At 35.2% G+C, this 25229-nt stretch carries 24 protein-coding genes; 23 read left to right on the top strand and 1 reads right to left on the bottom strand.

All coding sequences use genetic code 11. The annotated features are described in order from the left end of the window. Window positions 1-194 precede the first annotated feature (194 nt). Window positions 195-800, bottom strand: coding sequence for a TetR/AcrR family transcriptional regulator (locus tag ACXYMZ_RS04780; RefSeq protein WP_458947217.1), 606 nt, complete (start codon window positions 798-800; stop codon window positions 195-197). 307 nt (window positions 801-1107) lie between these two features. Between ACXYMZ_RS04780 and ACXYMZ_RS04775 the strand changes: the two genes are divergently transcribed. From ACXYMZ_RS04775 to cotE, 23 genes are all read left to right on the top strand, one after another. Next, window positions 1108-1878 carry an SDR family NAD(P)-dependent oxidoreductase gene (locus tag ACXYMZ_RS04775; RefSeq protein ID WP_458947216.1) on the top strand — a complete coding sequence of 257 codons (771 nt, stop codon included), beginning with the start codon at window positions 1108-1110 and terminating at the stop codon, window positions 1876-1878. 221 nt (window positions 1879-2099) lie between these two features. Then, complete coding sequence (locus ACXYMZ_RS04770) at window positions 2100-2858, top strand: glucose 1-dehydrogenase (RefSeq protein WP_458947215.1); 759 nt, start codon at window positions 2100-2102, stop codon at window positions 2856-2858. A 537-nt stretch (window positions 2859-3395) separates the two neighbouring features. Beyond that, entirely contained in the window at window positions 3396-4118 is a 723-nt protein-coding gene (locus tag ACXYMZ_RS04765) for a GntR family transcriptional regulator (protein ID WP_458947214.1), read from the top strand. 89 nt (window positions 4119-4207) lie between these two features. Next, window positions 4208-5323: a BMP family lipoprotein gene (locus ACXYMZ_RS04760; protein ID WP_458947213.1), complete on the top strand. Its 1116-nt coding sequence runs from the start codon at window positions 4208-4210 to the stop codon at window positions 5321-5323. Between the two features lie 140 nt (window positions 5324-5463). Continuing rightward, window positions 5464-6996 (top strand): ABC transporter ATP-binding protein, encoded by a 1533-nt coding sequence (locus ACXYMZ_RS04755; RefSeq protein WP_458947212.1) that lies wholly within the window; start codon window positions 5464-5466, stop codon window positions 6994-6996. Beyond that, the gene (locus ACXYMZ_RS04750; protein WP_458947211.1) at window positions 6993-8042 is read left to right on the top strand and encodes an ABC transporter permease; all 1050 of its coding nucleotides are present in this window, start codon (window positions 6993-6995) and stop codon (window positions 8040-8042) included. Before ACXYMZ_RS04755 ends, ACXYMZ_RS04750 begins: the two co-directional genes overlap by 4 nt. Next, entirely contained in the window at window positions 8043-8993 is a 951-nt protein-coding gene (locus ACXYMZ_RS04745; protein ID WP_458947210.1) for an ABC transporter permease, read from the top strand. A gap of 124 nt (window positions 8994-9117) precedes the next feature. Then, window positions 9118-10407 carry an EF-P 5-aminopentanol modification-associated protein YfmF gene (gene yfmF / locus ACXYMZ_RS04740; protein WP_458947209.1) on the top strand — a complete coding sequence of 430 codons (1290 nt, stop codon included), beginning with the start codon at window positions 9118-9120 and terminating at the stop codon, window positions 10405-10407. Then, window positions 10400-11683, top strand: coding sequence for an EF-P 5-aminopentanol modification-associated protein YfmH (gene yfmH / locus ACXYMZ_RS04735; protein ID WP_458947208.1), 1284 nt, complete (start codon window positions 10400-10402; stop codon window positions 11681-11683). The genes yfmF and yfmH overlap by 8 nt, the downstream gene beginning before the upstream one ends. 7 nt (window positions 11684-11690) lie before the next feature. Next, window positions 11691-12413, top strand: a complete 723-nt coding sequence (gene ymfI, locus ACXYMZ_RS04730; RefSeq protein ID WP_458947207.1) for an elongation factor P 5-aminopentanone reductase — start codon at window positions 11691-11693, stop codon at window positions 12411-12413. Between the two features lie 73 nt (window positions 12414-12486). Beyond that, the gene (locus ACXYMZ_RS04725) at window positions 12487-12750 is read left to right on the top strand and encodes a DUF3243 family protein (protein ID WP_458947206.1); all 264 of its coding nucleotides are present in this window, start codon (window positions 12487-12489) and stop codon (window positions 12748-12750) included. A 172-nt stretch (window positions 12751-12922) separates the two neighbouring features. After that, window positions 12923-13714, top strand: coding sequence for a YmfK family protein (locus ACXYMZ_RS04720; protein ID WP_458947205.1), 792 nt, complete (start codon window positions 12923-12925; stop codon window positions 13712-13714). 17 nt (window positions 13715-13731) lie between these two features. Further along, entirely contained in the window at window positions 13732-14622 is an 891-nt protein-coding gene (locus tag ACXYMZ_RS04715) for a helix-turn-helix domain-containing protein (protein WP_458947204.1), read from the top strand. A gap of 101 nt (window positions 14623-14723) precedes the next feature. After that, on the top strand, window positions 14724-15302 hold the full coding sequence (gene pgsA, locus ACXYMZ_RS04710; protein WP_458947203.1) for a CDP-diacylglycerol--glycerol-3-phosphate 3-phosphatidyltransferase: 579 nt from the start codon (window positions 14724-14726) through the stop codon (window positions 15300-15302). Continuing rightward, the gene (locus ACXYMZ_RS04705) at window positions 15299-16549 is read left to right on the top strand and encodes a competence/damage-inducible protein A (protein ID WP_458947202.1); all 1251 of its coding nucleotides are present in this window, start codon (window positions 15299-15301) and stop codon (window positions 16547-16549) included. Before pgsA ends, ACXYMZ_RS04705 begins: the two co-directional genes overlap by 4 nt. 174 nt (window positions 16550-16723) lie before the next feature. Beyond that, the gene (recA, locus tag ACXYMZ_RS04700; RefSeq protein WP_458947201.1) at window positions 16724-17770 is read left to right on the top strand and encodes a recombinase RecA; all 1047 of its coding nucleotides are present in this window, start codon (window positions 16724-16726) and stop codon (window positions 17768-17770) included. A gap of 233 nt (window positions 17771-18003) precedes the next feature. Next, the gene (rny, locus tag ACXYMZ_RS04695; RefSeq protein ID WP_458947200.1) at window positions 18004-19569 is read left to right on the top strand and encodes a ribonuclease Y; all 1566 of its coding nucleotides are present in this window, start codon (window positions 18004-18006) and stop codon (window positions 19567-19569) included. A 61-nt stretch (window positions 19570-19630) separates the two neighbouring features. Continuing rightward, complete coding sequence (locus ACXYMZ_RS04690; protein WP_458947199.1) at window positions 19631-20533, top strand: DMT family transporter; 903 nt, start codon at window positions 19631-19633, stop codon at window positions 20531-20533. A 31-nt stretch (window positions 20534-20564) separates the two neighbouring features. Beyond that, window positions 20565-21362 (top strand): TIGR00282 family metallophosphoesterase, encoded by a 798-nt coding sequence (locus ACXYMZ_RS04685; RefSeq protein ID WP_458947198.1) that lies wholly within the window; start codon window positions 20565-20567, stop codon window positions 21360-21362. 172 nt (window positions 21363-21534) lie between these two features. Next, window positions 21535-21795 (top strand): stage V sporulation protein S, encoded by a 261-nt coding sequence (locus ACXYMZ_RS04680; RefSeq protein ID WP_458947197.1) that lies wholly within the window; start codon window positions 21535-21537, stop codon window positions 21793-21795. A 151-nt stretch (window positions 21796-21946) separates the two neighbouring features. Then, complete coding sequence (miaB, locus tag ACXYMZ_RS04675; RefSeq protein WP_458947196.1) at window positions 21947-23503, top strand: tRNA (N6-isopentenyl adenosine(37)-C2)-methylthiotransferase MiaB; 1557 nt, start codon at window positions 21947-21949, stop codon at window positions 23501-23503. Window position 23504: 1 nt separating this feature from the next. Continuing rightward, complete coding sequence (locus tag ACXYMZ_RS04670) at window positions 23505-23933, top strand: RicAFT regulatory complex protein RicA family protein (RefSeq protein WP_458947195.1); 429 nt, start codon at window positions 23505-23507, stop codon at window positions 23931-23933. Window positions 23934-24333: 400 nt separating this feature from the next. Further along, entirely contained in the window at window positions 24334-24903 is a 570-nt protein-coding gene (gene cotE, locus ACXYMZ_RS04665; RefSeq protein WP_458947194.1) for an outer spore coat protein CotE, read from the top strand. The last annotated feature ends 326 nt before the right edge of the window (window positions 24904-25229 follow it).

Below are 25229 nucleotides of genomic sequence, written 5' to 3'. Positions count from 1 at the left end.
ATATACAATATGTGATTTTTAAACGGATTAGTTGAAAGAAAAAACACTATAAAAATGAGTAATTAGGACATCATTCTTCTAGGAATGGATGTCCTTCTTTTTATTTTTTAACATAAACGATAAAGCAATTCGGCCAAATAAAGATATTTTACGGAAGAGAAATAATTTTTTGCTTTTACCGACCATCAATATACTTACAGGTCATTTTTAAAATTCATTGCAAAAACATTATTTGTATATAAAGATGTTAATTGTTCAGTCATGAAATGAGCAGGATATTTAAAATCATTTTTAATCCAGTATTTTATAACACCGAGTGTAGCGTGAATTTGAAAGCTAAGAAGAATTTCATACTCTGTATTAGTAGCATTACTTTTTTGTTCAATCTTTATTTCTTCAGTGAATAAATTCCACAAAAAATCTTCAAGACGATGATATATATTAGGTTCACCGTCAATAAAATCTAAAACTTTATATAGCTTTTTAAAATTTTCGATATGGTTAAATATTAGATTGAGGGAAGGGATATTGTTATCAATCAACTTCCTGTCCATATCTTTATATGGTTTGATAATGGATTGATGTATTCCTTCAACAGCAACAAGGTAAATATCTTCTAATAGATCGAATTTATCTTGGTAATGGGTATAAAATGTTCCACGATTAAAATCAGCTCGGCTAGCAATCTCGCTTACTGTAATTGACTCAACATGGTTATTTTCCAATAGAAGATCGATAAAAGCGTTTCTCAATAATCTTCTTGTAGTCTCTGTTTTTCTAGTTCGTCGATTGGTTTTCATCAAAATAAATCACCCTTTAGTATATAAACGCTAATATTTTTAACAAAAGAGTACCATCTGTTGAAACTTCAACACTTTGATTTTACCTGTATATTGAATGCAAAGTCCAGTAATGCTAACCTATTAATGTAAGCGCTTATTATTAGATCACATTTCGTCAGGTAGATGAAAATGCTGAAACACATGAAAAACTTAAATTAATCCATATGGAATATTTTGAGAAGGATCTAGTTATCTACTTCGATATATTTTGTGATAGTTATAGGCTATTTAGATTGGAAATCAATATTAGGGGAGGATTTAATTTATGAGTAAATTAATGGAAGGCAAAGCAGGTTTAGTAACAGGGGCAGGTTCTGGTATTGGACAAGCAACAGCAATCGCTTTTGCAAGAGAAGGTGCTAAAGTAATTGTTTCAGATATTAATGAAGAGTTCGGAAATGAAACAGTTAGATTGATTAGTGAAGCAGGTGGAGAAGCGACGTTTGTCAGTTGTGATGTAAGTGATGAAGAGCAAGTAAAAGCACTAGTTGATACAACTGTTTCCACATACGGTAAATTAGACTTTGCATTTAATAATGCGGGATATAATGGTGAGTTTGCTCCATTAGCTGAGATCAAATCTTCTACATGGGATAGAGTCATGAAGATTAATTTATATAGTACATTCTATTGTATGAAACATGAAATTAATGCAATGCTGAAAACTGGTGGTGGAGCAATTGTAAATACCGCTTCAGGAGCTGGTTTAATAGGTATCAATAACAATGCTCCTTATAACGCTGCAAAATTTGGTGTCGTTGGAATCACAAGAAATGCGGCGATGGATTATGGTACAGAAGGAATCCGAGTGAATGCACTCGCTCCAGGTTCTACAATGACTCCAATGATGAAAAATGCATTTGAACAAAACCCTGGACCAGAATTTGAAGAAAGTATTTTAGGTGGTATTCCGATGCGCAAACTTGCTGAGCCAGAAGATCAAGCAAATGCTGTTGTTTGGTTATGCTCTGATCAAGCAAAAATGATTTCAGGTGCATCATTACCTGTTGATGGTGGTTACTTGGCTGGTAAATAGTAAACCTATTATATTATTTATTGTTCAAGATATTGATTCTAAGGAAAATGTAGAGATTTTATAGTCTCTGCTTTTTTCCGTTTATTTCAGTGAGAGTATTATGTTATTAATTAAGCAAATTAATTGACGAAAATGAATAATGACCTTATAATTATATTGAATTAAGGTATATTTTATTAATAATATATGAATTAAGTTGTTTTAAGAAAGGGAGATTATAAATGGGCAAATTAGATGGGAAAGTAGCAATTATTACTGGTGCTGCTCAAGGCATGGGAGCATCACATGTGAAGTTATTTGTAAATGAAGGGGCAAAAGTTGTTTTAACTGATATTCAAGATGAAGCTGGTAAGGCATTAGCGGCAGAACTAGGAGAAAACGCACTGTTCATCAAGCATGATGTAACGAACTATGATGAATGGAAACATGTTGTTAAAGCAGCAGAAGAAAATTTCGGTCCTGTTGATATACTGATTAATAATGCAGGGACATCTGGCCCAGCGTTATCAATAGAAGAATTAGATATTGAAGGATATCAAAAGATTGTTGATATCAACCAAACTTCCGTCTTTTATGGATTGAAAGCAGTTGTGCCATCTATGAAGAAAACTAAAGCTGGCTCAATTATTAATATTTCATCGGTAGCAGGACTTGCTGGAGCTCCGAAAGCCTTACCTTATATAACATCAAAATTCGCAGTTCGAGGTATGACAAAAGCAGCAGCTGCTGATCTTGCTGAGTTCGGTATAACAGTTAATTCAGTTCACCCAGGAGTTATAGAAACACCAATGGTTATTGATTACGGGAAGACAGAAGATGGTAAAACTTATTTAGATAATATGAAACAAGGTATTCCACTAAACCGTTTTGCTCAAGTAGAAGAAGTATCGAAATTGGTAGTATTCCTTGCTTCTGACGATGCTAATTATTCAACGGGTTCAGAATTTGTAATTGATGGTGGAGTAACCTCACAACAGTAAACAGCTAATAAATAAAATTACTCGCTGAACAATAAAGAAAATATATTTTATAAAAAATTTTTTAATAGTTAATGTCTCTTCAGCTTTAGGTATAGATGAAGGATGAATCTAGATAATCTAAGCTTCTTTCATTACATGGACTAGAGTAATATTAGATAGTAATATGCATCGAGTAGGTGACTAACCATTGAATGGTTAGTCACCTACTCGATTGTTTTGAAAGATAACTTTTTAATATTTATGGTATAAGTGTAGAGTGCATTAGTAAAATGAAGTTAGGTAACAATACATAGATATGAGCAGTAAACCCATGAGTAGGATTTAGCAAGATCTACCGACAAAAATATAGCAAAGTCTTTCTATTAATCATTAAAAATTTGTAACCGTTCACATATTTATAAGAATTCCTTTACAAATGTAATATAATTTTAACATTACTATTTATTTCTGAAAGTATTAGTGGTATAGTATTCATGACAAAATGGTCAAACGTCAGAGGTCAGATCTCTAAAGGTTAGTAGAGGGAGAGGTGATGTTTTGTCGCTTAAAATAGACTCAAGACAGCTTTATTTACAAGTAGTTGATGAACTAAAGCGTAAGATAAAAGGTGGAGTCTTTGCGGAAAATCAAAAACTTCCTTCTGAATATAATCTTTCAAAGCAGCTTGGTGTTTCTCGTGCAACGCTTAGAGAAGCATTGCGGGCACTCGAAGAAGAGCATATTGTTACAAGAAGGCATGGGGTTGGAACATTTGTTAATCCAACACCAACAGTTACTTCAGGAATTGAAGAATTGAAAACCGTTACAGATATGATTATTCAATCTGGTAAAACGCCTGGATCACAATATATTTCAGCCGAAATAATCCAAGCTACTCGTGAAGACAGAGAAAGATTTTCGTCTAATCTCGTCGAACTAGCTAAAATTGAAAGGGTACGTACCGCAGATGAGGCACCAGTTGTCTATTGTGTGGACATGGTACCTGTTGGACTATTTCCTCTTGAAGAATTACGTGAACAGGGGTCGATTTTTGCTGCAATCGAAAAGCATACAAGTAAGCAAATTGCTTATGCAGTGACATATATCGAACCAGTGAGTTATCACGATAGAATCTTTAACATTTTAAATTGTGATCCGAATCAATCGCTCCTTTTACTAAAGCAAATGCATTACACTACTGACGATGAAGCTATACTTTACTCAGCTAATTATTTCCGATCTGATACTTTTAGTTTTCATGTTTTACGAAAACGTGTTTAACTAATAAAGTATGGAGAGATTGACTGAGGGGATATATTTCTTATTGATTGTTTTGTCAAAGGATTTTAATTTTAATAGGGGGTAAGAAAATGAAGAACCGTAAATTTTTATTGTTTGCTTTAATGTTTGGACTAGTTCTATTACTAGCAGCATGTGGCGGCGGGAACGACGACGAAGAAGCAGACAACACAACTGGTGACGATACAACTAGTGAAGAAGCTGGAGAAGAAGGAACTGACTTTTCAGTAGCTATGGTTACTGATATTGGCGGTGTTGATGATAAATCATTCAACCAATCAGCATGGGAAGGTATCAATGCTTGGGGAGAACAACACGGACTATCTAAAGGTAATGGATTTGACTATGCACAATCTAACGCACCAGAAGATTATGTACCAAACATTACACGTCTAGTACGTGAAGGCTATGATTTAGTTTTCGGTATTGGATTTGAATTAAAAGAAGATATCCAAACTGCTGCTAACCAAAACGAAGATGTATACTTCGGAATCGTTGATGATGTTGTAGAAGGCGATAACACAGTAAGTATTACATTTAAAGAACACCAAGGTTCATTCTTAGTTGGTGTTGCTGCTGCTCTTAAAACAGAAACAAATAAATTAGGATTTGTTGGTGGAATTGATTCTCCACTAATCAATAAATTTGAAACAGGATTTATTGCTGGTGCAAAATCAATCAACCCTGATATCGAAATTGATGTTCAGTATGCAGAGCACTTTGGTGATGCTGCAAAAGGTAAAATGATTGCTGCTGATATGTATAATAACGATATCGATATTATCTATCACGCTGCTGGTGGAACTGGTAACGGTGTATTCAACGAAGCAAAAGATCTTAAAAACGCTGATCCAGATCGTCAAATTTGGGTAATCGGTGTTGACCGTGACCAACATGAAGAAGGACAAATTGGTGATGACAACGTAACATTCACATCAATGGTTAAACGTGTAGACGTAGCTGTAGAAGATGTTTCTCAATTATCAATGGATGGTAATTTCCCTGCTGGTGAATTACTTGAATTTGGTCTTGAAGAAGAAGCAATTTCTATCGCAACTACAAACACAGATGCGATGACTGATGATATTATTTCAGCAGTTGAAGAATGGGAAGAGAAAATCCTTAACGGAGATCTTGAAATTCCATTCACGCATGACATGCTTGATGAGTATCTAGAAAACCTTTAATATTGTGCAGGGATAAAGCGATAAGCTTTTCCCTGCTTTAAAATCTTCAACTGAAGAAGATAGAAGCTGTCTTTTTCAGTTGGTGATTTTAGCCATATTATTTTATAACGTTATTTTAATGCCAAAGGGGTGGTCACAAAGTGGATTATGTGATAGAAATGCTAAACATACGTAAGGAATTCCCTGGTATTGTTGCCAATGATAATATAAATATTCAACTAAAAAAAGGGGAAATTCATGCGCTTCTAGGTGAAAATGGTGCAGGTAAATCTACTTTAATGAACGTATTATTTGGATTATATCAACCTGAGCAAGGAGAAATAAAAGTTAATGGGAAGCCAGTAAATATTACTAATCCCAATATTGCAAATGAATTAGGCATTGGGATGGTTCACCAACACTTTATGTTAGTGGAACCGTTTACTGTTACTCAAAACATTATTCTTGGCCATGAGCCTAAAACAAAATTAGGAACGGTAAATTTAAAAAAGGCTGAAAAAGAAATTCAAGAACTATCAGATCGCTACGGTTTACGCGTTGATCCACGTGCGAAAATTCGGGATATATCTGTAGGCATGCAACAGCGTGTTGAAATTCTAAAGACGCTTTATCGTGGTGCAGACATTCTTATTTTTGATGAACCAACAGCTGTATTAACTCCTCAAGAAATTATTGAGTTAATTGAAATTATGCGTTCATTAGCTAAAGAAGGAAAGTCCATCATCCTGATTACACATAAATTAAAAGAAATCATGCAAGCATGCGATCGCTGTACCGTTATTCGTAAAGGTAAAGGAATTGGAACCGTTGATGTGAAAGATACGACAGTAAATGAACTAGCTTCATTAATGGTCGGTAGAGATGTCAGCTTTGAGGTACAAAAAGAACCAGCACAACCACAAGAGAAAGTTCTTGAAGTAAAAGATCTTCATGTTAGAGATTCTCGTAAGGTGGATATTGTTAAAGGATTGAACTTAGATGTTCGTGCAGGTGAGATTGTTGGTATAGCTGGAATAGATGGTAATGGACAATCAGAATTGATTGAGGCAATTACAGGTCTTACAAATAGCCAATCAGGAAGCATCTTGCTAAATAATAAAGATATTACGAATCTTTCTCCACGTAAAGTAACAGAAAGTGGATTAGGACATATTCCTCAGGACCGTCATAAATATGGTCTCGTATTAAATTATACAGTGGGCGAGAATATTGTCTTACAAACCTATTACCAAAAACCATATTCGAAAAATACTGTCTTAGATCATAAAGAAATTTATAAAAAGGCTGATGAACTTATTGAGATGTATGATGTTCGTACACCGAATGCATATACCTTGGCTCGTTCTTTATCAGGTGGAAATCAACAAAAAGCAATTATTGCTCGTGAAGTAGATCGTTCGCCAGATTTATTAATAGCTGCACAGCCTACAAGAGGTTTAGATGTTGGAGCTATTGAGTTTATTCATCAAAAGTTAATTGAAGAGCGTGATAAAGGAAAAGCAATATTATTAATTTCTTTTGAATTAGATGAAATTATTGATGTGAGCGACCGCATAGCAGTTATATTTGATGGGCAAATCGTCGCAGAAGTAAATGCTAAAGAAACAAATGAACAAGAATTAGGTTTATTAATGGCTGGTAGCGGCCCTGTAAAAGAAGGTGTACCAGAATGATAGCTAACAAAAGATTATTCTCTATATTAGTACCAGTAATTTCTGTATTCCTTGGATTACTTGTAGGTGCAATTATTATGCTTCTTTCTGGATTTAACCCAATTGAAGGATACAGAGCTTTATGGTTAGGTGCATTTGGAGATTCATTTACAATTGGAGAAACAATTAGAAGAACAACTCCACTAATTTTAACGGGACTTGCGGTTGCATTTGCTTTCCGTACGGGCTTATTTAATATCGGTGCTGAGGGGCAAGTTATCGTTGGTTGGCTCGCTGCCGTCACTGTAGGACTTCTAATCGATGCACCTATGATTATTCATTTACCACTTGCAATGCTTGCAGGTATGTTTGCCGGGGCATTATGGGGCTTTTTACCAGGACTTCTAAAGGCAAAGCTTGGTGTCCATGAAGTTATCGTCACCATTATGATGAACTATATTGCTTTATATGTTTCAAATGAAATAATTCGTTCCGTACTAACAGATCATGCAACGAAAACGGGACAAATTGCACCAACAGCATCACTTGCTTCTGAGTGGTTGCAGACATTGACAATGTACTCTCGTGTCCATTATGGAATTTTAATTGCTTTATTTGCCGCGATTATCATGTGGTTTATTATTGAAAGAACAACGATTGGATATGAGTTAAAATCTGTCGGGTTTAACCAACATGCATCAAAATACGCAGGGATGAATGTTAGTAAAAATATTATGATTTCCATGGCAGCTTCAGGTGGTTTTGCAGGACTTGCTGGTGTGATGGAAGGTCTTGGAACATACGGAAACATTCATTTAATGTCTGGGTTTACCAACCTCGGATTTGATGGGATTGCTGTTGCGCTTCTTGGTGCAAACAATCCACTCGGGGTAGTAATATCGGCATTTTTATTTGGCTCACTAAAAGAAGGGGCAGGACAAATGCCAACCTCAGCAGGTGTTCCAACAGAGTTAGTAGATATCATTATTGCATTAATTATTTTCTTTGTTGCTTCAAGTTATATTATTCGTTGGGCAATACTTCGCTTTAAAAAGGAGGGGAAATAAATGATTGATTTATTGCAATCAGTTGTCCCTACAGTATTGTTTTTCTCAGCACCTTTAATCTTAACTGCTTTAGGCGGAGTATTTAGTGAACGTGCAGGTGTAGTTAATATTGGATTAGAAGGTCTAATGGTTATCGGGGCATTTGTAGGTATCGTGTTTTCACTAACGTTCCAGGATGCTTTAGGGAGTTGGACCCCTTGGATAGCGATTGTTGTTGCTGCAGTGGTTGGGGGAATCTTTTCTACCATTCATGCAGTAGCATCGGTTTCATTTTATGCGAACCAAGTAGTTAGTGGTGTTGCGATTAACATGTTAGCTCTTGGTGTTGGGGTATATTTAACGAAGCAATGGTATGGTAAAGGACAAACAGATATGGTGGATGGATTTTTCCGTACAGATATCCCGCTGTTATCCGAAATTCCAATCATTGGTTCCATATTTTTTGAAAGAGTTTATGCAACTTCTTATGTTGCAATTGTTCTTGCATTTATTGCTTGGTATGTTTTATATAAAACAACATTTGGCTTACGTTTGCGAGCAGTCGGAGAACATCCGATGGCAGCAGATACAAATGGAATTAGCGTTAGTAAAATGAGATATATTGCGGTTATTTTATCAGGTGTATTTGGAGGGTTAGGCGGTTCTGTATTTGCTTTAACCATCGTATCTAACTTCTCACAATCGACAATTGTCGGTCAAGGGTTTATTGCACTTGCGGCTGTAATCTTTGGTAAGTGGCATCCATTAGGGGCTATGGGAGCGGCATTATTCTTTGGTTTTGCTCAAAGTTTAAGTATTGTAGGTTCTTCGATTCCAGTAATCGAGGATATTCCTCAAGTGTTCTTATTAATAGCACCATATGTCCTTACAATCTTAGCTCTTGCTGGATTAATTGGACGCGCAGATGGTCCAGCTGCTAACGGGGAACCTTATATAAAAGGGAATCGCTAATAGAAAAACTGACTTGTTATGATAGCAAGTCAGTTTTTTATTATTCTTATAATTGGATGATTGTAAAAAAGATGTGTAAAATACGAGTATAGATAATTTTTATAATTTAATTGGAGGTTTGAATATGACTGTAATTACCGAGAAATCAGTTAAAATAAACGGTTTTCGTTTTCATTTCGTTCCAACGAAGAAATTTAAAACGTTAACAATAGCAGCTAAATTACGTGCCCCACTAGAAGCTGAAACAATTACAAAGCGAGCATTACTACCTAATATTCTTAGACAAGCTACAAAAAACTATCCAACGCGTCAAGAACTACAACTAAAGTTGGATGATCTTTATGGTGCCGTGTTGTCTATAGGTGGAACGAAGAAGGGTGAACAACATATCATTAGCGTCCGTATGGAGATAGCAAATGAAAGATATTTACCCAAAGGAGCAGAATTCGTTGAAGAAGCTGCTCAGCTATTTGAAGAATTAATTTTCCAGCCATACGAAGAAAATGGTTTATTTTCTGAGAAAATCTTCCGAAGAGAGAAAGAAACATTAAAACAAAGAATTCAATCAATCAAGGACGATAAAATTAGATATGCAAACATGCGATTAATTGATGAAATGTGTAAAGATGAGGCTTTCAGTTTACATGTGAATGGTTATGAATCAGAACTAGAAACGTTAACAAACCAAGAACTCTTTGACTACTACCAAAAAATGATCAATGAAGACTTAATTGATTTATATGTTGTCGGTGATTTCGAGCCAGCAGCGATGGAAGAAAAATTAACGAAAGTTTTCAATAAAACAAGAAATGAAAAAAACACTAAACCTGTTGCATCTAAAAACAGAGAGATTGAAGATGTTAAAGAAATAATCGAGAACGAGCCAATTCAACAAGCGAAATTACATATTGGTTATCGTACCAATACAGTATATTCAGATGATGATTATCCTGCACTACAAGTTTTTAATGGGATATTTGGTGGTTTTCCGAGTTCAAAGCTATTTATCAATGTTAGAGAAAAAAATAGCTTAGCTTATTATGCAAGCTCACAAGTGGAGAGTCATAAAGGCCTATTATTTGTTTATAGTGGAATTGCTCCAGAAGATTATGAAAAAGCACGTGATATTATAAGGGAACAAATGGATGAAATGAAGGCCGGTAATTTTACAGAAGATGAAATTGCTGAGGCAAAGAAAATGATTATTCATTATCTACGTGAAGCAATGGACAGCAATTATGGACTGGTTGAAATCTTTCACCAACAACATTTAGCTGGAACTTCCATGAATCTTCAGGAGTTATTTGACAGAATTAATGCGGTAACAAAAGAAGATATCATTGGAATCGCCACTAAAATTCAAGAAGATACGTTATATTTACTTACTCCAAAGGGAGGAGAAAATAATGAATAAAAAAACATATTCAGAAGTCGATGAGGTTGTTTACTCTAAGAAATTAGCAAATGGACTTTCTGTATTTCTTATGCCACGTCAAGAAATGGAAAAGACATATGCAATTTTTTCAACCGACTATGGTTCAATTGATCAAAAGTTTGTACCAATTGGTGAAAAAGAAATGGTTACCGTTCCAGACGGTGTTGCTCACTTCTTAGAGCATAAGTTATTTGAAAAAGAAGATGGAGATGTTTTTGCTGACTTTGGAAAGCTTGGAGCATCCGCTAATGCTTTCACATCTTTCACAGAGACTTCTTATTTATTTACTGCAACAGATTATATCGAAGAAAACGTAAAAATATTAATCGACTTTGTTCAAGACCCTTATTTCACAGAGGAAACTGTTGAAAAGGAAAAGGGAATTATTGCACAAGAGATTAAAATGTATGATGATCAACCTGGTTGGCAGTCCTTTATGGGTACGATTAAAGCAATGTTTAAAAGCCACCCAGTAAATATTGATATTGCTGGAACAGTTGATTCAATTATGAAGATTACGAAGGATGATCTATATACTTGTTATAACACATTTTATCATCCAGAGAATATGACATTATTTATTGTCGGTAAGATGAACCCAGAGAAATTATTTAAATTGATCGAAGAGAACCAAGCAAATAAAACCTTCGAAAAAATGAATGATATTGAGCGAGAGTTTCCAGTTGAACCTGAGGAAGTTGCTGAAGCTTATTTAGAAATAGACATGCCAGTCTCGGTTCCAAAATGCTCGGTTGGGATTAAGGAATCAAGCAAAACTTTAGAAAAAGACGAATTCTTACAAAAAGAACTTTTGACGACGATGTTAATGAGTCATTTCTTCTCAAAGGGTGGAGACTTTTACCAAGAATTGTATCAGTCGGAATTAATTGATGGTAGCTTCTCTTTTGAAACGAATCTTGATAAAAGCTTTGGTTACACATTGATTAGTACAAATACGCAAAAACCAGAAGAGTTTGCGAAGAAGGTAAAAGAATTGCTATTAAAAACAAATACGATGCAAATTAAATCTGAAGAAGTGTCACGAATGAAGCGTAAGAAAATTGGACAGATTTTAAGAGCTATGAACTCTATCGAAAGTATTGCAAGCAACTTTATAAATTATCACAAGCTTGGAATAAATTATTTTGACATTATTCCAGCTATTGAAGCACTAACTGTTGAAGACTTCAATGGATTTTTAGAAGAGTGGATAAAAGAGCAACGACTTGCAGTATGTACGATTAAAGAAGGTTAATTAGAAAATGGGAAAGAATATTTTAGTTATAGGTGCGAGCGGAGATATCGGTAGAGCTATTAGTTTGCGAATGGCAAAAGAGGGCTACCAACTTCTTTTGCACTACCATAAAAACCTAGCAGCTATAGAAGAGCTTGTCCAAGAAGTAAAGACAGAACAAATTTTACAAGTTGTTCAGGCAGATCTTACTACGGAGGAAGGCATTAACTCTTTATTAAATTCGCTCGTCTTTTCCATTGATTCGATCATCTTTGCGAATGGTAATTCTAAGATGGGTTTATTTCAAGATGTTTTGGAAGAAGAAATGGATGAAATGATTACCCTTCACTTAAAAGCTCCAATGAAAATTACGAAACATTTTCTACCATCGTTTATACGAAAAGGGGCAGGAAAGATTATTTTTATAACCTCTGTTTGGGGTGAAGTTGGGGCAAGCAATGAAGTGTTGTATTCGACTGTAAAAGGTGCCCAGAATAGTTTTGTTAAATCACTTGCTAAAGAAATAGCTCATAGTGGTGTATCTATTCATGCAATAAGTCCAGGTTTTATTGACACGAAGATGAATGCTAGCCTTTCCATAGAAGATAAAAACGAAATTTTTTCTAGCATCCCATTGAGACGGGCTGGTCAACCAAGTGAAGTAGCTGATGCAGTTGTTTATTTATTGCATGCGAAGGCTAAATACTTGAATGGCCAGGTCTTGCAAGTCTCAGGTGGTTGGATAATTTAGCCAACTTTTCATATGTATAAAGTGTTTGAAATGATAAATACTATACATAGTAATTTGAAGAGGAGGCTATAAAATGTCAGTACTTGATAATTTTGATACATGGAAGGGATTTCTAGCAAATCGCCTGCAACAAGCTAAAGAAAATGGAATGGATCATGATACCATTACAAATGTTGCGCATGAAGTTGGCGACTACCTAGCAGAGCATGTAGGAGCAAAAAATAAAGAGGAAGCCGTTTTAAAAGAACTATGGAATGCAGCTTCTGAAGAAGAACAACAAGCAATTGCAAGCTCTATGATAAAGTATGTTGAACAACAAGGTAATAAAAATGGATAATTAGAGACAGAAGCTGTATATTTAATATATACAGCTTCTTTTCTATTTCATCTATTTTAGAATTATTTTCAGATTACACTTTCCACTCGTTCGAAAATCATTTATAGTAGATGTAGCTGAACTTATAATGATCTTCTTTACATAAATACATTACTGTTAAAGGAGAATGATGATGGAAAAGACAGAGTGGTATTTAGAATATGAGAACCAAATTAATCGACCGGGATTATTAGGAGATATATCCACTTTATTAGGAATGCTCTCCATAAATATAATTACAATTAATGGTGTGGAAAATGAAAGACGTGCCATGCTTATTCTTTCTGAAGATGATGATAATATTAGAAGACTTGAAACGATTTTAGATACTGTAGATATTATTAAGGTACTTAAAATTAGAAAACCTAAATTAAAAGACCGTATGGCTGTTCGTCACGGAAAATACATCCATACAGATAAAAGTGATAGAAAGACGATTCGATTTGTAAGAAATGAACTAGGTATTCTTGTTGACTTTTTAGCTGAATTATATAAGCAAGAAGGCCATAAATTGATAGGTGTACGAGGGATGCCACGTGTTGGCAAAACCGAATCAATTGTAGCCGGAAGTGTTTGTGCAAACAAACGTTGGCTATTTGTTTCTAGTACGATGATCAAGCAAACAGTCAGGAACAAATTAATAGCTGGAGAATATAATTCAGACAATATTTATATAATAGATGGTGTCGTATCAAAAAAGAGGGCAAATGAAGAACATTGGCGTTTAATTCGTGAAGTAATGCAACTACCAGCGATTAAAGTAGTTGAACACCCAGATATTTTTGTAGAAGCGACAGAATACGACTTGGATGATTTTGATTATATTATTGAACTTAGAAGTCATGAAGACGAAGAAATAACGTATGAAGCTATTGAAGACCAGCGTTTTGGTCAAAATAGTGGTTTTAACATGTTTGAATTTTAATATGGAAGGTGTTTAATATGGATGTAGGTGCTAGGCTGAAAGAAGCAAGGATTGCGAAAGGCCTTTCTTTAGATAGCTTACAGGAAGTAACGAAAATTCAAAAACGCTATTTGGCTGCAATTGAAGAGGGCAATTTTAATATCCTTCCTGGGAAGTTCTATGCTAGAGCTTTTATTAAAGAATATGCTAATGCAGTTGGGCTCGATTCAAATGACTTGTTAGAAGAGCATAAAGAAGAAATTCCAAAATCTGTAGAAGATAGCGAAATTCAATATACACGTGTAGAAAGATCAAGAAGGGATACGATTAGTAGTGATCGCAGTGGGATGATTTTTACAATCGCCCCTAAAATTATCTTGGTTCTATTAATTTTGGGTATTATAATAGCTGCTATTTGGTTCATTACACAATCCAATTCCTCGGATGATCCGACAGAAATTGAAGAACCTGGCAATGTGATTATTACAAATCCAAATGACGGAAGTAATTCACCTGGTGCTTCAGACGACACAGATTCCGAAGATACTACTGATGAAGAAGATATAGAAGAAGAGGAACCTGCTCAGGAAGAGGATGAAATGGAGTTTGAAGTCACGGATGTAGCAACTGACTCTGCATCGACATCAACAATTGAACTGACGAATGCTGGAGATACATTGAATTTTGTTTTTGAATCCCCTGCTAGATCATGGTTGGATGTCCAAAATGCGGATGGAGAAGTATTCTACGCAGGCTTTGTTAGTGTGGAGGAAGGCGAATTAGAGTTAGACCTTTCCGGTGAAGAATCAATCTATATAAATGCTGGAAGCACACCAAACCTTCTAATCACGATTAATGATGTGGAGTTAGAATACCCGATTGAGCCAACCGAATTAGATGTTCAAAAGTTTTGGATCAATATAAAGTAAAAAAATATTAAGAAAGAGGCTAAAGACATAATTAACCTGTAATACGGGTTATGTTTTAGCCTCTTATATGTTTTACCTGATATAAGGGAGGAAGTACTTAGATGAATTTACCAAATAAATTAACCATTTCAAGAATACTATTAATACCAATTTTTATTATTTTACTTTCCATACCGCTTGATTTAGGAGCTTGGGATATCGGTGGTAGTGAATTACCAATCACTCACTTTATTGCAGCCTTGATCTTTATTTTTGCTTCAACAACAGATTGGGTAGATGGATACATCGCTAGAAAATATAATCTAATTACAAATTTAGGGAAGTTCTTAGACCCACTTGCTGATAAATTACTTGTTTCAGCAGCTTTAATCATGTTGGTACAATTAGAACTTGCTGTGGCATGGGTTGTTATTGTTATTATTAGTAGGGAGTTCGCTGTTACTGGATTGCGTTTAGTTGCTGCAGGTGAAGGAATTGTTCTTGCTGCAGGACAAATGGGAAAGCTTAAAACAGCAACACAAATGATTGCTATCATTTTATTATTATTACACAATTATCCTTTTTCTTATCTTAACTTTCCATTAGGTACAATTATGTTATACATCGCTTTATTCTTTACCGTAGTATCTGGTGTTGATTACTTTATCAAAAACAAACATGTAATGAGGGATGCCAAATGATAAAACAATTTAAAGCGGAAGTAATTGCAGTAGGGACAGAAATTTTATTAGGACAAATTGCTAACACAAATGCACAGTGGATTTCACAAAAACTAGCACTTTATGGAATAAACGTATACAACCATGTTGTTGTTGGTGACAATCTAGAGCGAGTAGCTCATTCATTCAGTGAAGCGCAGGATCGTTCAGATATTATTATTGTTACCGGTGGTTTAGGTCCAACCGAAGATGACTTAACTAGAGAAGCTTTTCAAATCTTAAGTGACTTGAATATAATTGAACATATCCCTTCAATGAAACGGATAGAAGATTATTTCAAAAGACATGAATGGAAAATGACACCGAATAATCGAAGACAGGCTAGAGTATTTGAATTTGCAAAAGTTCTAGAAAATAAAACAGGAATGGCACCTGGAATGATTGTAGAGTACGAAGGTCGTGTATGGATTTTCTTACCAGGAGTTCCACGAGAAATGAAAGCATTATTTACAGACGACGTTTTACCGTTTTTATATAAGCTAACTGGAAAACAAGAAGTCATTCAATCGAGTATTTTGAAATTTATCGGAATAGGCGAATCAACATTGGAGCATGAATTAAAAGATTTGATACACTTACAGACGAATCCAACAATTGCTCCCTTAGCAACAGATGAGGGGGTAATTATTCGTCTGACGGCAAAAGGTCGTTCAAGTGAAGAATTAGAAATGATGCTTAACGAAACAAAAAGTCTTATTTTAGAAAAAGTTGGGGACTTCTTTATAGCAGAGAATGATGAAACAATTGAAGAGGTAATTATCAATCAACTGAAAACAAGTGAACGTTCGATTGCTGTTGCAGAAAGTCTAACTGGTGGAAGATTTTTAGATAAATTAATTTCCGTTTCAGGCTCAAGTAGTGTTGTTAAGGGTGGAGTCGTCTGTTATGACCCAGCTGTAAAAGTGGATACGCTCGGAGTTCCTGAGCAAGTTATCAAGGATCATGGAACAGTCAGCGAAGAATGTGCAATTATACTTGCTAGAAATGTAAGAGAAAAAATGAATGCAAACATTGGACTCAGTTTTACCGGAATAGCTGGCCCAGGCGAAATCGAAGACAAGCCTGTTGGTACTGTATATATTGGTGTTTCTATTCATGGACAAACAGATAAAGCGATTGGAATTAACTTTATAGGGGATCGCCAAACGGTTAGAAATCGCGCTGTTTTAAAAGGTTTAGAAATTATTTTTAATGAGTTAAAATCGTAAAGTGAATAGCCTATTACTAGTTGAAATCGCAAAACGCTTACTCGACACCTTCTAATAATTTAAAAATACAAAAATAAATACATGCAAAATGGTAGAACATTCATTCGTCTTTTGCTTGTAAAAAAAGTTAAAACGTTATATGATGATAATAGATAATTTGAGGAGGTATTTTCAGTGAGTGAGAGAAAACAAGCTTTAGATATGGCTTTAAGACAAATAGAGAAACAATTTGGTAAAGGTTCAATTATGAAATTAGGGGAAGAGGCCCATCAAAAACTAGCTACAATTCCTAGTGGATCACTTGCACTAGATGTTGCTTTAGGTATAGGTGGATATCCAAAAGGAAGAGTAATTGAAATTTATGGACCTGAATCTTCTGGTAAAACGACTGTAGCACTACATGCGATTGCAGAAGCACAGAAACAAGGTGGACAGGCTGCTTTTATTGATGCTGAGCATGCACTTGATCCAACATATGCTCGTGCATTAGGCGTAAATACAGACGAGCTTTTACTATCACAGCCAGACACAGGGGAGCAAGCTTTAGAGATTACGGAAGCTCTTGTTCGAAGTGGTGCAGTTGATATTATCGTTATTGACTCGGTAGCAGCGTTAGTACCTAAAGCCGAGATTGAAGGAGAAATGGGTGACTCCCATATGGGTCTTCAAGCTCGCTTAATGTCGCAAGCTCTTCGTAAGCTTTCAGGAGCAATTAATAAATCGAACGCGACAGCAATATTTATTAACCAAATCCGTGAAAAAATTGGAGTTATGTTTGGAAACCCAGAAACAACTCCTGGTGGACGTGCACTGAAATTCTATTCATCTGTTCGACTAGAAGTTAGACGTGCCGAAACATTAAAACAAGGTAATGATATATTAGGGAACCGTGCAAGAATAAAAGTTGTTAAGAACAAAGTAGCGCCACCATTTAAACAAGCCGAAGTAGATATTATGTATGGCGAAGGAATTTCTAGAGAAGGAGAAGTTCTAGATGTAGGTGCAGAATTAGATATCGTTCAAAAGAGTGGAGCATGGTATTCCTATAAAGGCGATCGTCTTGGCCAAGGAAGAGAAAATGCAAAACAATTTATGAAAGAAAACCCTGCTATTTTGCAAGAAGTTCATGCAGCAATTCGCGAACATTATGAATTGGATGTTGATCCAAGTGAAATAAAGGTTGAAGAGGATCCAAAAGAACAAGAAACATTAGATATTTAATGAATATTAAATCCCCTCTGAGAAACAAAGTTCAGAGGGGATTTTATTTTGTATAGTTACCGCCAGAAAATATATTGTGAAGATTCCTTGACAATACTTATTATGAGACTTAAAATTGAAAATGTATAATTATATATTTATTATACGTACATTGTTAATCTTTGCATTGATAATAGGTACATGAAGACAATAATGAATTGTACAACAACTTTATAGCAACAGGAGGTGAAATTATGGACAACCCTTTAATCATCTCCATTTTGCTAGTTTTCATCCTTATTATAGGTCTGTTTGTTGGCTATCTGATTCGCAAAAAGATTGCGGAAGCGAAGATTTCTAGTGCAGAAGAGTTAGCGAAGCAAATCGTTGAAGAAGCAAATCGAAATGCCGATGCAGCAAAAAAGGAAGCACTTCTTGAAGCAAGAGACGAAAATCATAAACTTCGTCAACAGGCTGAGGATGAGTTGCGTGAACGCCGCGCAGAACTCCAGAAGCAAGAAAACCGTCTGACACAGAAGGAAGAAAATCTTGACAGAAAGAGTGTAACCCTTGATTCTCGTGAATTATCATTAGAAAAAAGAGAAAATGCATTAGTACAGAAACAACAACAAATTGAAGAAATGGAAAGCAAAGTGGATGCTATTATAGAGGAGCAGCAAGCTGAGCTTGAGAGGATTTCAGGATACACAACGGACCAGGCTAAACAAATTATTTTAGAGCGAATTGAAAACGATGTTAAACTTGAATCAGCAATTATGATTAAAGAAGCAGAGAGCCGTGCCAAAGAAGAAGCTGATAAGAAAGCGAAAAGCATTCTATCACTTGCTTTACAACGTTGTGCAGCCGATCATGTGGCTGAAACAACTGTATCTGTCGTAACTCTTCCAAATGATGAGATGAAAGGTCGAATCATTGGTCGAGAAGGACGAAATATTAGAACATTGGAAACGTTAACTGGTATCGATTTAATTATTGATGATACACCAGAAGCTGTAATTCTATCTGGATTTGATCCGATTCGTCGTGAGATTGCAAGACTTTCCTTAGAGAAACTTGTACAGGATGGAAGAATTCACCCAGCACGAATTGAAGAAATGGTAGATAAAGCAAGACGTGAAGTTGACGAATATATTCGTGAAATCGGAGAAGAAACGACATTTGAAGTTGGAGTGCATGGTTTACATCCAGATCTTGTTAAGATCATTGGACGTCTAAAATACCGTACCAGCTATGGTCAAAATGTATTGAAACACTCAACTGAGGTTGCATACTTATCTGGTTTGCTTGCAGCAGAACTTGGTGAAGATGAAACATTAGCAAGAAGGGCTGGATTACTTCATGATATTGGAAAAGCAATAGACCATGAAGTTGAAGGCAGTCACGTTGAAATAGGGAAAGAACTTGCGATTAAATACAAAGAGCATGATGTTGTAATTAATGCGATTGCATCCCACCATGGTGATGAAGAAGCGACATCTATTATCTCTGTACTCGTCGCTGCAGCTGATGCATTATCAGCAGCTCGACCAGGAGCAAGAAGTGAGACATTAGAGAACTACATTAAGCGTCTGGAGAAATTAGAAGAAATTTCTGAGTCGTATGAAGGAGTCGAGAAATCATACGCAATTCAGGCAGGTAGAGAAATTCGCATTATGGTAAAACCTGATGAAATTGATGATCTCGAAGCAATTCGAGTTGCACGAGAAATTCGTAATCGAATTGAAGGAGAACTAGATTACCCAGGTCATATTAAAGTGACTGTGGTTAGAGAAACGAGAGCAGTTGAATACGCAAAATAAAAGTAGTCATATGACTACTTTTATTTTATTCCCGAGAATAGAAAATGTGGTGAGAGAAATAATGGTTAAGATATATTTATTGTTATTATTCGTCATGATGCTTTGGGGATTTAATTTATCTGCATTAAAAGTATTGGTGACAAATATAGACCCTGTTCTATTAACTGCTGTTCGTATTGCTGTTGCTGGGGTATCCGTAATAATTATTACTTTCTTTTTAGGAATTTTTAGGTTCCCGACAAAAAAAGAATTTAAAACTATTTTATACATATCTATATTCAATGTAATGTTTCATCATGTGTTGCTAGCACAAGGTTTAACTACAACCAGTGGAGTGAATGCCGGTTTAATCTTAGGGGCAGCTCCGTTAGTGACAATGATGTTATCGATAATTATATTAAAAGATTATTTAAGTCGATTAAGAGTACTAGGCTTTATCCTTGGCTTTACGGGTATTATAATTACAACCTTTGTAGGTTCAGGCGGCATGTCATCCATTGCAATCGGTGATGTTTATATTGGCCTTGCCGTATTAACACAAGCGTTTAGTTTTATACTAATAAGTAAATTGAATCCAAGCTTTGATCCCCGACTTTTAACTGGCTTTATGCTTTTAGTTGGTTCAATTGCAATCTTTATTTATAGTCTTATAACGGATGTAAACTTTGGGCAATTATCAACTTTATTCGATTGGAAATTAGGCTCTTTGTTCTTATTTAGTGCAGTATTATGTACAGCATTCGGACATATGGTATACAATTTTTCGGTTAAGGAAATTGGACCTGCAGAATCTGCAGTTTTTATCAATTTAAATACATTCTTTGGTTTATTGGGTGTTGCCATTTTCCTAGGAGAACCGATATTATTCAATCATATCATCGGTCTAGCTTTAATTTTAATAGGGGTATTTGTCGGTACTGGAGCATTAGAGTATCTTCTTAAAAAACGAAAACTAACGAATTGAATATAATTTAACTTTAAAAAGGATGATTAAAATGAAAATATTATTTATAGGTGATGTAGTTGGCTCTCCGGGAAGAGATGCTGTAAAGGAATACCTTCCTAAACTTAAAGAAAAATATCATCCAACAGTTACAATCATAAATGGAGAAAATGCTGCTTCAGGTAAAGGAATTACAGAAACGATTTATAGACAATTTCTTGAAATGGGTGCCCAAGTCATTACGATGGGAAACCATACATGGAATAAGAAAGAAATCTATGACTTTATTGATGACGCAAAATATTTAATCCGCCCAGCTAACTTTCCAAAAAATAATCCGGGAAAAGGTATTGTTTATCTCAATATCAACGGAACCCAAGTTGCCGTAATTAATATCCAAGGCAGAACATTTTTATCTGCAATTGATGATCCATTTGAGAAAATTGATGCGTTGATTGAAGAGGCAAAACAAAAGACAAATATTATTTTTGTTGATTTCCACGCAGAAGCTACAAGTGAAAAAGTAGCTTTAGGCTGGTATGTTGACGGAAGGGTTAGTGCCGTAGTTGGAACCCACACACATATTCAAACTGCTGATGAGCGTATCCTGCCAGGTGGTACAGCTTACATTACAGATGTAGGTATGACTGGTCCATATGACGGTATATTAGGCGTAGAACGGGATGCCGTCTTAAAAAGATTTACTACAAGTCTTCCGGTGCGTTTCGAAATTACAAAAAAGGGTACATCTCAATTAAATGCCGTATTAATTACAATTAATGATCATTCAGGTAAGGCTGAGAACATCCAGAGAATTATTATTAATGATGATCATCCTTTTTTTAATTAACTTTTAAACAAACAAGCTGAACTGTCACAGCGTCTATAATTAAAAAGTAACTCCAATTTCACACCAATAGTTATTGATATATTCCTCTACATTTAGTTTAGGGAATAAGCTTACTTAACTAAGAATATAGTAGAAATAGAACTACAATATGCAGGTAAGGGAGGTACTAATAATGGAAGTACTGAAGGTTTCTTCAAAATCAAATCCAAATTCGGTTGCGGGGGCTCTGGCAAATGTATTAAGGGAGCGCGGGACTGCGGAAATTCAAGCAATTGGTGCAGGAGCATTGAATCAATCGATTAAAGCTGTAGCAATCGCCCGTGGTTTTGTTGCTCCTAGTGGGGTGGATTTGATTTGTATTCCAGCATTTACTGACATAATGATTGATAATGAAGAACGAACGGCAATCAAACTAATTATAGAACCACGCTAAAATCTATGACAAATTCGGTAACCTTCCTTTTAAAAGAGGAAGGTTTTTGTTTGCAGTAACGCTGTTAGTATTGTTAATATTAATAAAAGCATCTATAATTATATATTGTACGATTATACATAATAGTATCTGTGGGAAAAGGAGAGTAGACATGAACGAAGAGCAAAGAAATCAACAAGCTCAAATTCATTCTGAAGATAACATCGAGCGCATAAAGAAAACATCAAGTGATGAATTTATTGCGAAGTACTTTCAAACGAGTTATGAACCTCAATCACCCGATATAAAAAAGGCAAGAAAACGTAAAAATGAAGAAGTTAAATTTAAATATGATTTTTCAATCCCAGAAGATATGGAAAACATAGGTAAAGGAAAAAAATTCTTAATTCGCACGTACGGATGCCAAATGAATGAACATGATACTGAAGTAATGGCTGGTATTTTTACAGAAATGGGTTATACAGCCACTACGGAAACAAAAGAAGCGGATATTATTTTATTAAACACTTGTGCTATCCGAGAAAATGCGGAAAATAAAGTGTTTGGAGAAATTGGTCATTTAAAGCCTTTGAAGCTAGAAAACCCTGATCTGATCATTGGTGTTTGTGGCTGTATGTCCCAAGAAGAATCCGTTGTAAATCGTATTTTAAAGAAACACCAGCATATTGATTTAATTTTTGGTACGCATAATATTCACCGCTTACCTCACTTAATCAAAGAAGCCTTATTTGGTAAAGAAATGATTGTCGAAGTGTGGTCTAAAGAAGGCGATATTATTGAAAACCTTCCAAAAGTACGCAAAGGTAAAATCAAAGCATGGGTAAATATAATGTATGGTTGCGATAAATTTTGTACGTATTGCATTGTCCCGATGACAAGAGGAAAAGAACGAAGTAGACGTCCAGAAGATATTATTCAAGAAGTAAGGCATTTGGTAGCACAAGGTTATCAAGAGGTTACGCTGCTTGGGCAAAATGTAAATGCTTACGGTAAAGATCTAGAAGGTATGGATTATACATTTGGTGACTTAATGAACGATATGCATAAAATAGATATACCACGTGTACGCTTTACTACTTCACATCCTAGGGACTTTGATGATTATTTAATAGAAGTGCTCTCACAAGGTGGAAATCTTGTTGACCACATCCATTTACCTGTCCAATCAGGTAGCACTGAGATTCTAAAGAAAATGAATCGAAAGTATACTCGAGAAGACTATTTAGAGCTCGTCAGAAAAATAAAAACGGCGATTCCAAATGTTACTCTTACCACAGACATAATTGTTGGGTTTCCTAATGAAACAGAAGAACAATTTGAGGAAACAATGACTCTGATGGAAGAAGTCGGTTTTGAAGCAGCATACACATATATTTACTCACCACGTGAAGGAACTCCTGCAGCGATGAAAAAAGATGATGTTCCGGAAAAAGTGAAAAAACAGCGATTATATCGTTTAAATGAGTTAGTAAACAAACAATCACAAGCTTCTATGTTAGAATATGAAGGTAAGGTAGTAAAAGTTCTAGTAGAAGGCGAAAGTAAGAAAGATCCTGATATACTAGCTGGCTACACAGAAAAAAATAAACTAGTTAACTTTAAAGGACCAGACTCTACGATTGGTAAAATTATAGAAGTAAAAATAACACAAGCTAGAACATGGTCTTTAAATGGTGAAATGGTTGAAAGTAAATTAGAGGTGAATTGAAATGGCGGAATACACAAGAAAAGAAGTTATTGAACAAGCAAGAAAACTAGCAGAAATGCTTGCACATACAGAAGAGATTGATCGTTTTAAAGAGCTCGAGGTGAAAGTAAACCAGAACTCAAAAATCCAAGGTTTAATTATGAGAATTAAATCCTTACAAAAACAAGCGGTTAACTTACAAGCTTACGATAAAAAAGAAGCTTTACAAAAAGTGGAAGCGGAATTAGATCGTTTGCAAGATGAAATAGATGAAATTCCAATTGTATCTGAATTTAAAGAAATTCAAGTTACAGTAAATGATGTGTTACAGCTAGTATCTACAACGATATCTAGAGAAGTAACAAATCATATCATCGAAGCAACAGGTGGCAATTTATTAAAAGGCCATACTGGAAGAAAATTAGTAGAAAAAGAACAACCTACAGAATAATACATGACCAAGTAGCAATCACGCTACTTGGTCATTTTCTTTGAAATTAAATTTTAATAAATGAGTACCTTCATTCAATGACAAAATACAATACATTACCGGGATAATTTCTTGTCTATTTTTTTAAGCATATATTTTACAGTGAATTCATGGTACACAGTTAGTAAAATAATAATGAAAGCCAATATATTTTGTGTGTTCTTAAACATTTACATCACCTCTCTGCTTAGTATGGAGGTAATTTTACTTTTAATACGAAGAGAATAATTTAATTTGACAGCTTCAACAGTACAATTAACTGTTGAGAATACAGCGTATAAATGAGTTTAATTATTATCATGCACTTTAGGTGTTTGCCTCGCATAAAATGACTATGAAAAAAGAGGAGGTAAATACTACAATGTCTTTTCTGAAAAAGGATTATAGAGAAATCATCACAAAAGCAGTTATTGGGAGGGGTAGGAAATTTACGCAGGATGTTCATTCCGTAACACCAACACATCGTCCTTCAAGTATTTTAGGCTGCTGGGTGATTAATCATTTATATCACGCAAAAAAGAAATCGGCTGATTCTGTGGAGGTAAATGGTAGTTACGAAATCAATATCTGGTATTCCTATAATGATAATACGAAGACAGAGGTTGTCACGGAACGTGTTACTTATCGTGATATTATCCCTTTATCTGTGAAGGATGAGAATTGCCTCGATGATGATTTTGATGTCATTGTTAAAGTGTTACAACAGCCAAATTGTTTAGAAAGTAAGATTGACAAGAAAGGCAGTAAGATTACTGTAGAAGTAGAGAGAGAATTTGTTGTCCAAATAATTGGAGAAACAAGACTGAAAGTTAAAGTAGATCCAACATGGGAAGCAACTAGCCCAGACGAAGACGACGACGATTGGGACCACAAAGTAACAGATGAAGAACTTGAAGATGTCAAACCTGACTTCTTCGGCAAAAAAGACTAATAAAAATACGAGGGATACAACTCTCTCGTATTTTTTGTTTTTCATTTTTAAATACCTTTAATAAAGTTGAATATAGAATGATGATTAGTTTAATTTAAAATATCTAACTATTGCTTGGAAGTCCGTAGCCCCGATGCAAATTCGCGCATCCTAAGGCGTCTGATGAGCCTCCTCGGGCTATCGCCCTCCGGGGTCTCATCCAAGACTCTAATCCCACAGGAGTCTTCGGTGCGTCGGGGCTACTCCCTGCAAATATTTAGACTATGCTTTTGAATTCTATTTTGTAAATACACACCATATTTGAAAGTAGAATTTCAATAACATTA

The sequence above is a fragment of the Oceanobacillus sp. CAU 1775 genome (genome assembly GCF_054482815.1).
The sequence above is the reverse complement of the archived record's forward strand: the minus strand, read 5'-3'. Positions and strand labels throughout refer to the sequence as shown.

Excerpts from the sequence above, each read along its gene's own strand:
- ACXYMZ_RS04725 (WP_458947206.1), top strand. The coding sequence starts at position 12,487 with ATGTCAGTACTTGATAATTTTGATACATGGAAGGGATTTCTAGCAAAT.
- rny (WP_458947200.1), top strand. The coding sequence starts at position 18,004 with ATGGACAACCCTTTAATCATCTCCATTTTGCTAGTTTTCATCCTTATT.
- ACXYMZ_RS04715 (WP_458947204.1), top strand. The coding sequence starts at position 13,732 with ATGGATGTAGGTGCTAGGCTGAAAGAAGCAAGGATTGCGAAAGGCCTT.
- ACXYMZ_RS04705 (WP_458947202.1), top strand. The coding sequence starts at position 15,299 with ATGATAAAACAATTTAAAGCGGAAGTAATTGCAGTAGGGACAGAAATT.
- ACXYMZ_RS04680 (WP_458947197.1), top strand. The coding sequence starts at position 21,535 with ATGGAAGTACTGAAGGTTTCTTCAAAATCAAATCCAAATTCGGTTGCG.
- ACXYMZ_RS04775 (WP_458947216.1), top strand. The coding sequence starts at position 1,108 with ATGAGTAAATTAATGGAAGGCAAAGCAGGTTTAGTAACAGGGGCAGGT.
- miaB (WP_458947196.1), top strand. The coding sequence starts at position 21,947 with ATGAACGAAGAGCAAAGAAATCAACAAGCTCAAATTCATTCTGAAGAT.
- ACXYMZ_RS04690 (WP_458947199.1), top strand. The coding sequence starts at position 19,631 with ATGGTTAAGATATATTTATTGTTATTATTCGTCATGATGCTTTGGGGA.
- ACXYMZ_RS04670 (WP_458947195.1), top strand. The coding sequence starts at position 23,505 with ATGGCGGAATACACAAGAAAAGAAGTTATTGAACAAGCAAGAAAACTA.
- ACXYMZ_RS04760 (WP_458947213.1), top strand. The coding sequence starts at position 4,208 with ATGAAGAACCGTAAATTTTTATTGTTTGCTTTAATGTTTGGACTAGTT.
- ACXYMZ_RS04750 (WP_458947211.1), top strand. The coding sequence starts at position 6,993 with ATGATAGCTAACAAAAGATTATTCTCTATATTAGTACCAGTAATTTCT.
- ACXYMZ_RS04780 (WP_458947217.1), bottom strand. The coding sequence starts at position 800 with ATGAAAACCAATCGACGAACTAGAAAAACAGAGACTACAAGAAGATTA.
- yfmH (WP_458947208.1), top strand. The coding sequence starts at position 10,400 with ATGAATAAAAAAACATATTCAGAAGTCGATGAGGTTGTTTACTCTAAG.
- yfmF (WP_458947209.1), top strand. The coding sequence starts at position 9,118 with ATGACTGTAATTACCGAGAAATCAGTTAAAATAAACGGTTTTCGTTTT.
- ymfI (WP_458947207.1), top strand. The coding sequence starts at position 11,691 with ATGGGAAAGAATATTTTAGTTATAGGTGCGAGCGGAGATATCGGTAGA.
- ACXYMZ_RS04720 (WP_458947205.1), top strand. The coding sequence starts at position 12,923 with ATGGAAAAGACAGAGTGGTATTTAGAATATGAGAACCAAATTAATCGA.
- ACXYMZ_RS04770 (WP_458947215.1), top strand. The coding sequence starts at position 2,100 with ATGGGCAAATTAGATGGGAAAGTAGCAATTATTACTGGTGCTGCTCAA.
- ACXYMZ_RS04745 (WP_458947210.1), top strand. The coding sequence starts at position 8,043 with ATGATTGATTTATTGCAATCAGTTGTCCCTACAGTATTGTTTTTCTCA.
- ACXYMZ_RS04685 (WP_458947198.1), top strand. The coding sequence starts at position 20,565 with ATGAAAATATTATTTATAGGTGATGTAGTTGGCTCTCCGGGAAGAGAT.
- cotE (WP_458947194.1), top strand. The coding sequence starts at position 24,334 with ATGTCTTTTCTGAAAAAGGATTATAGAGAAATCATCACAAAAGCAGTT.
- pgsA (WP_458947203.1), top strand. The coding sequence starts at position 14,724 with ATGAATTTACCAAATAAATTAACCATTTCAAGAATACTATTAATACCA.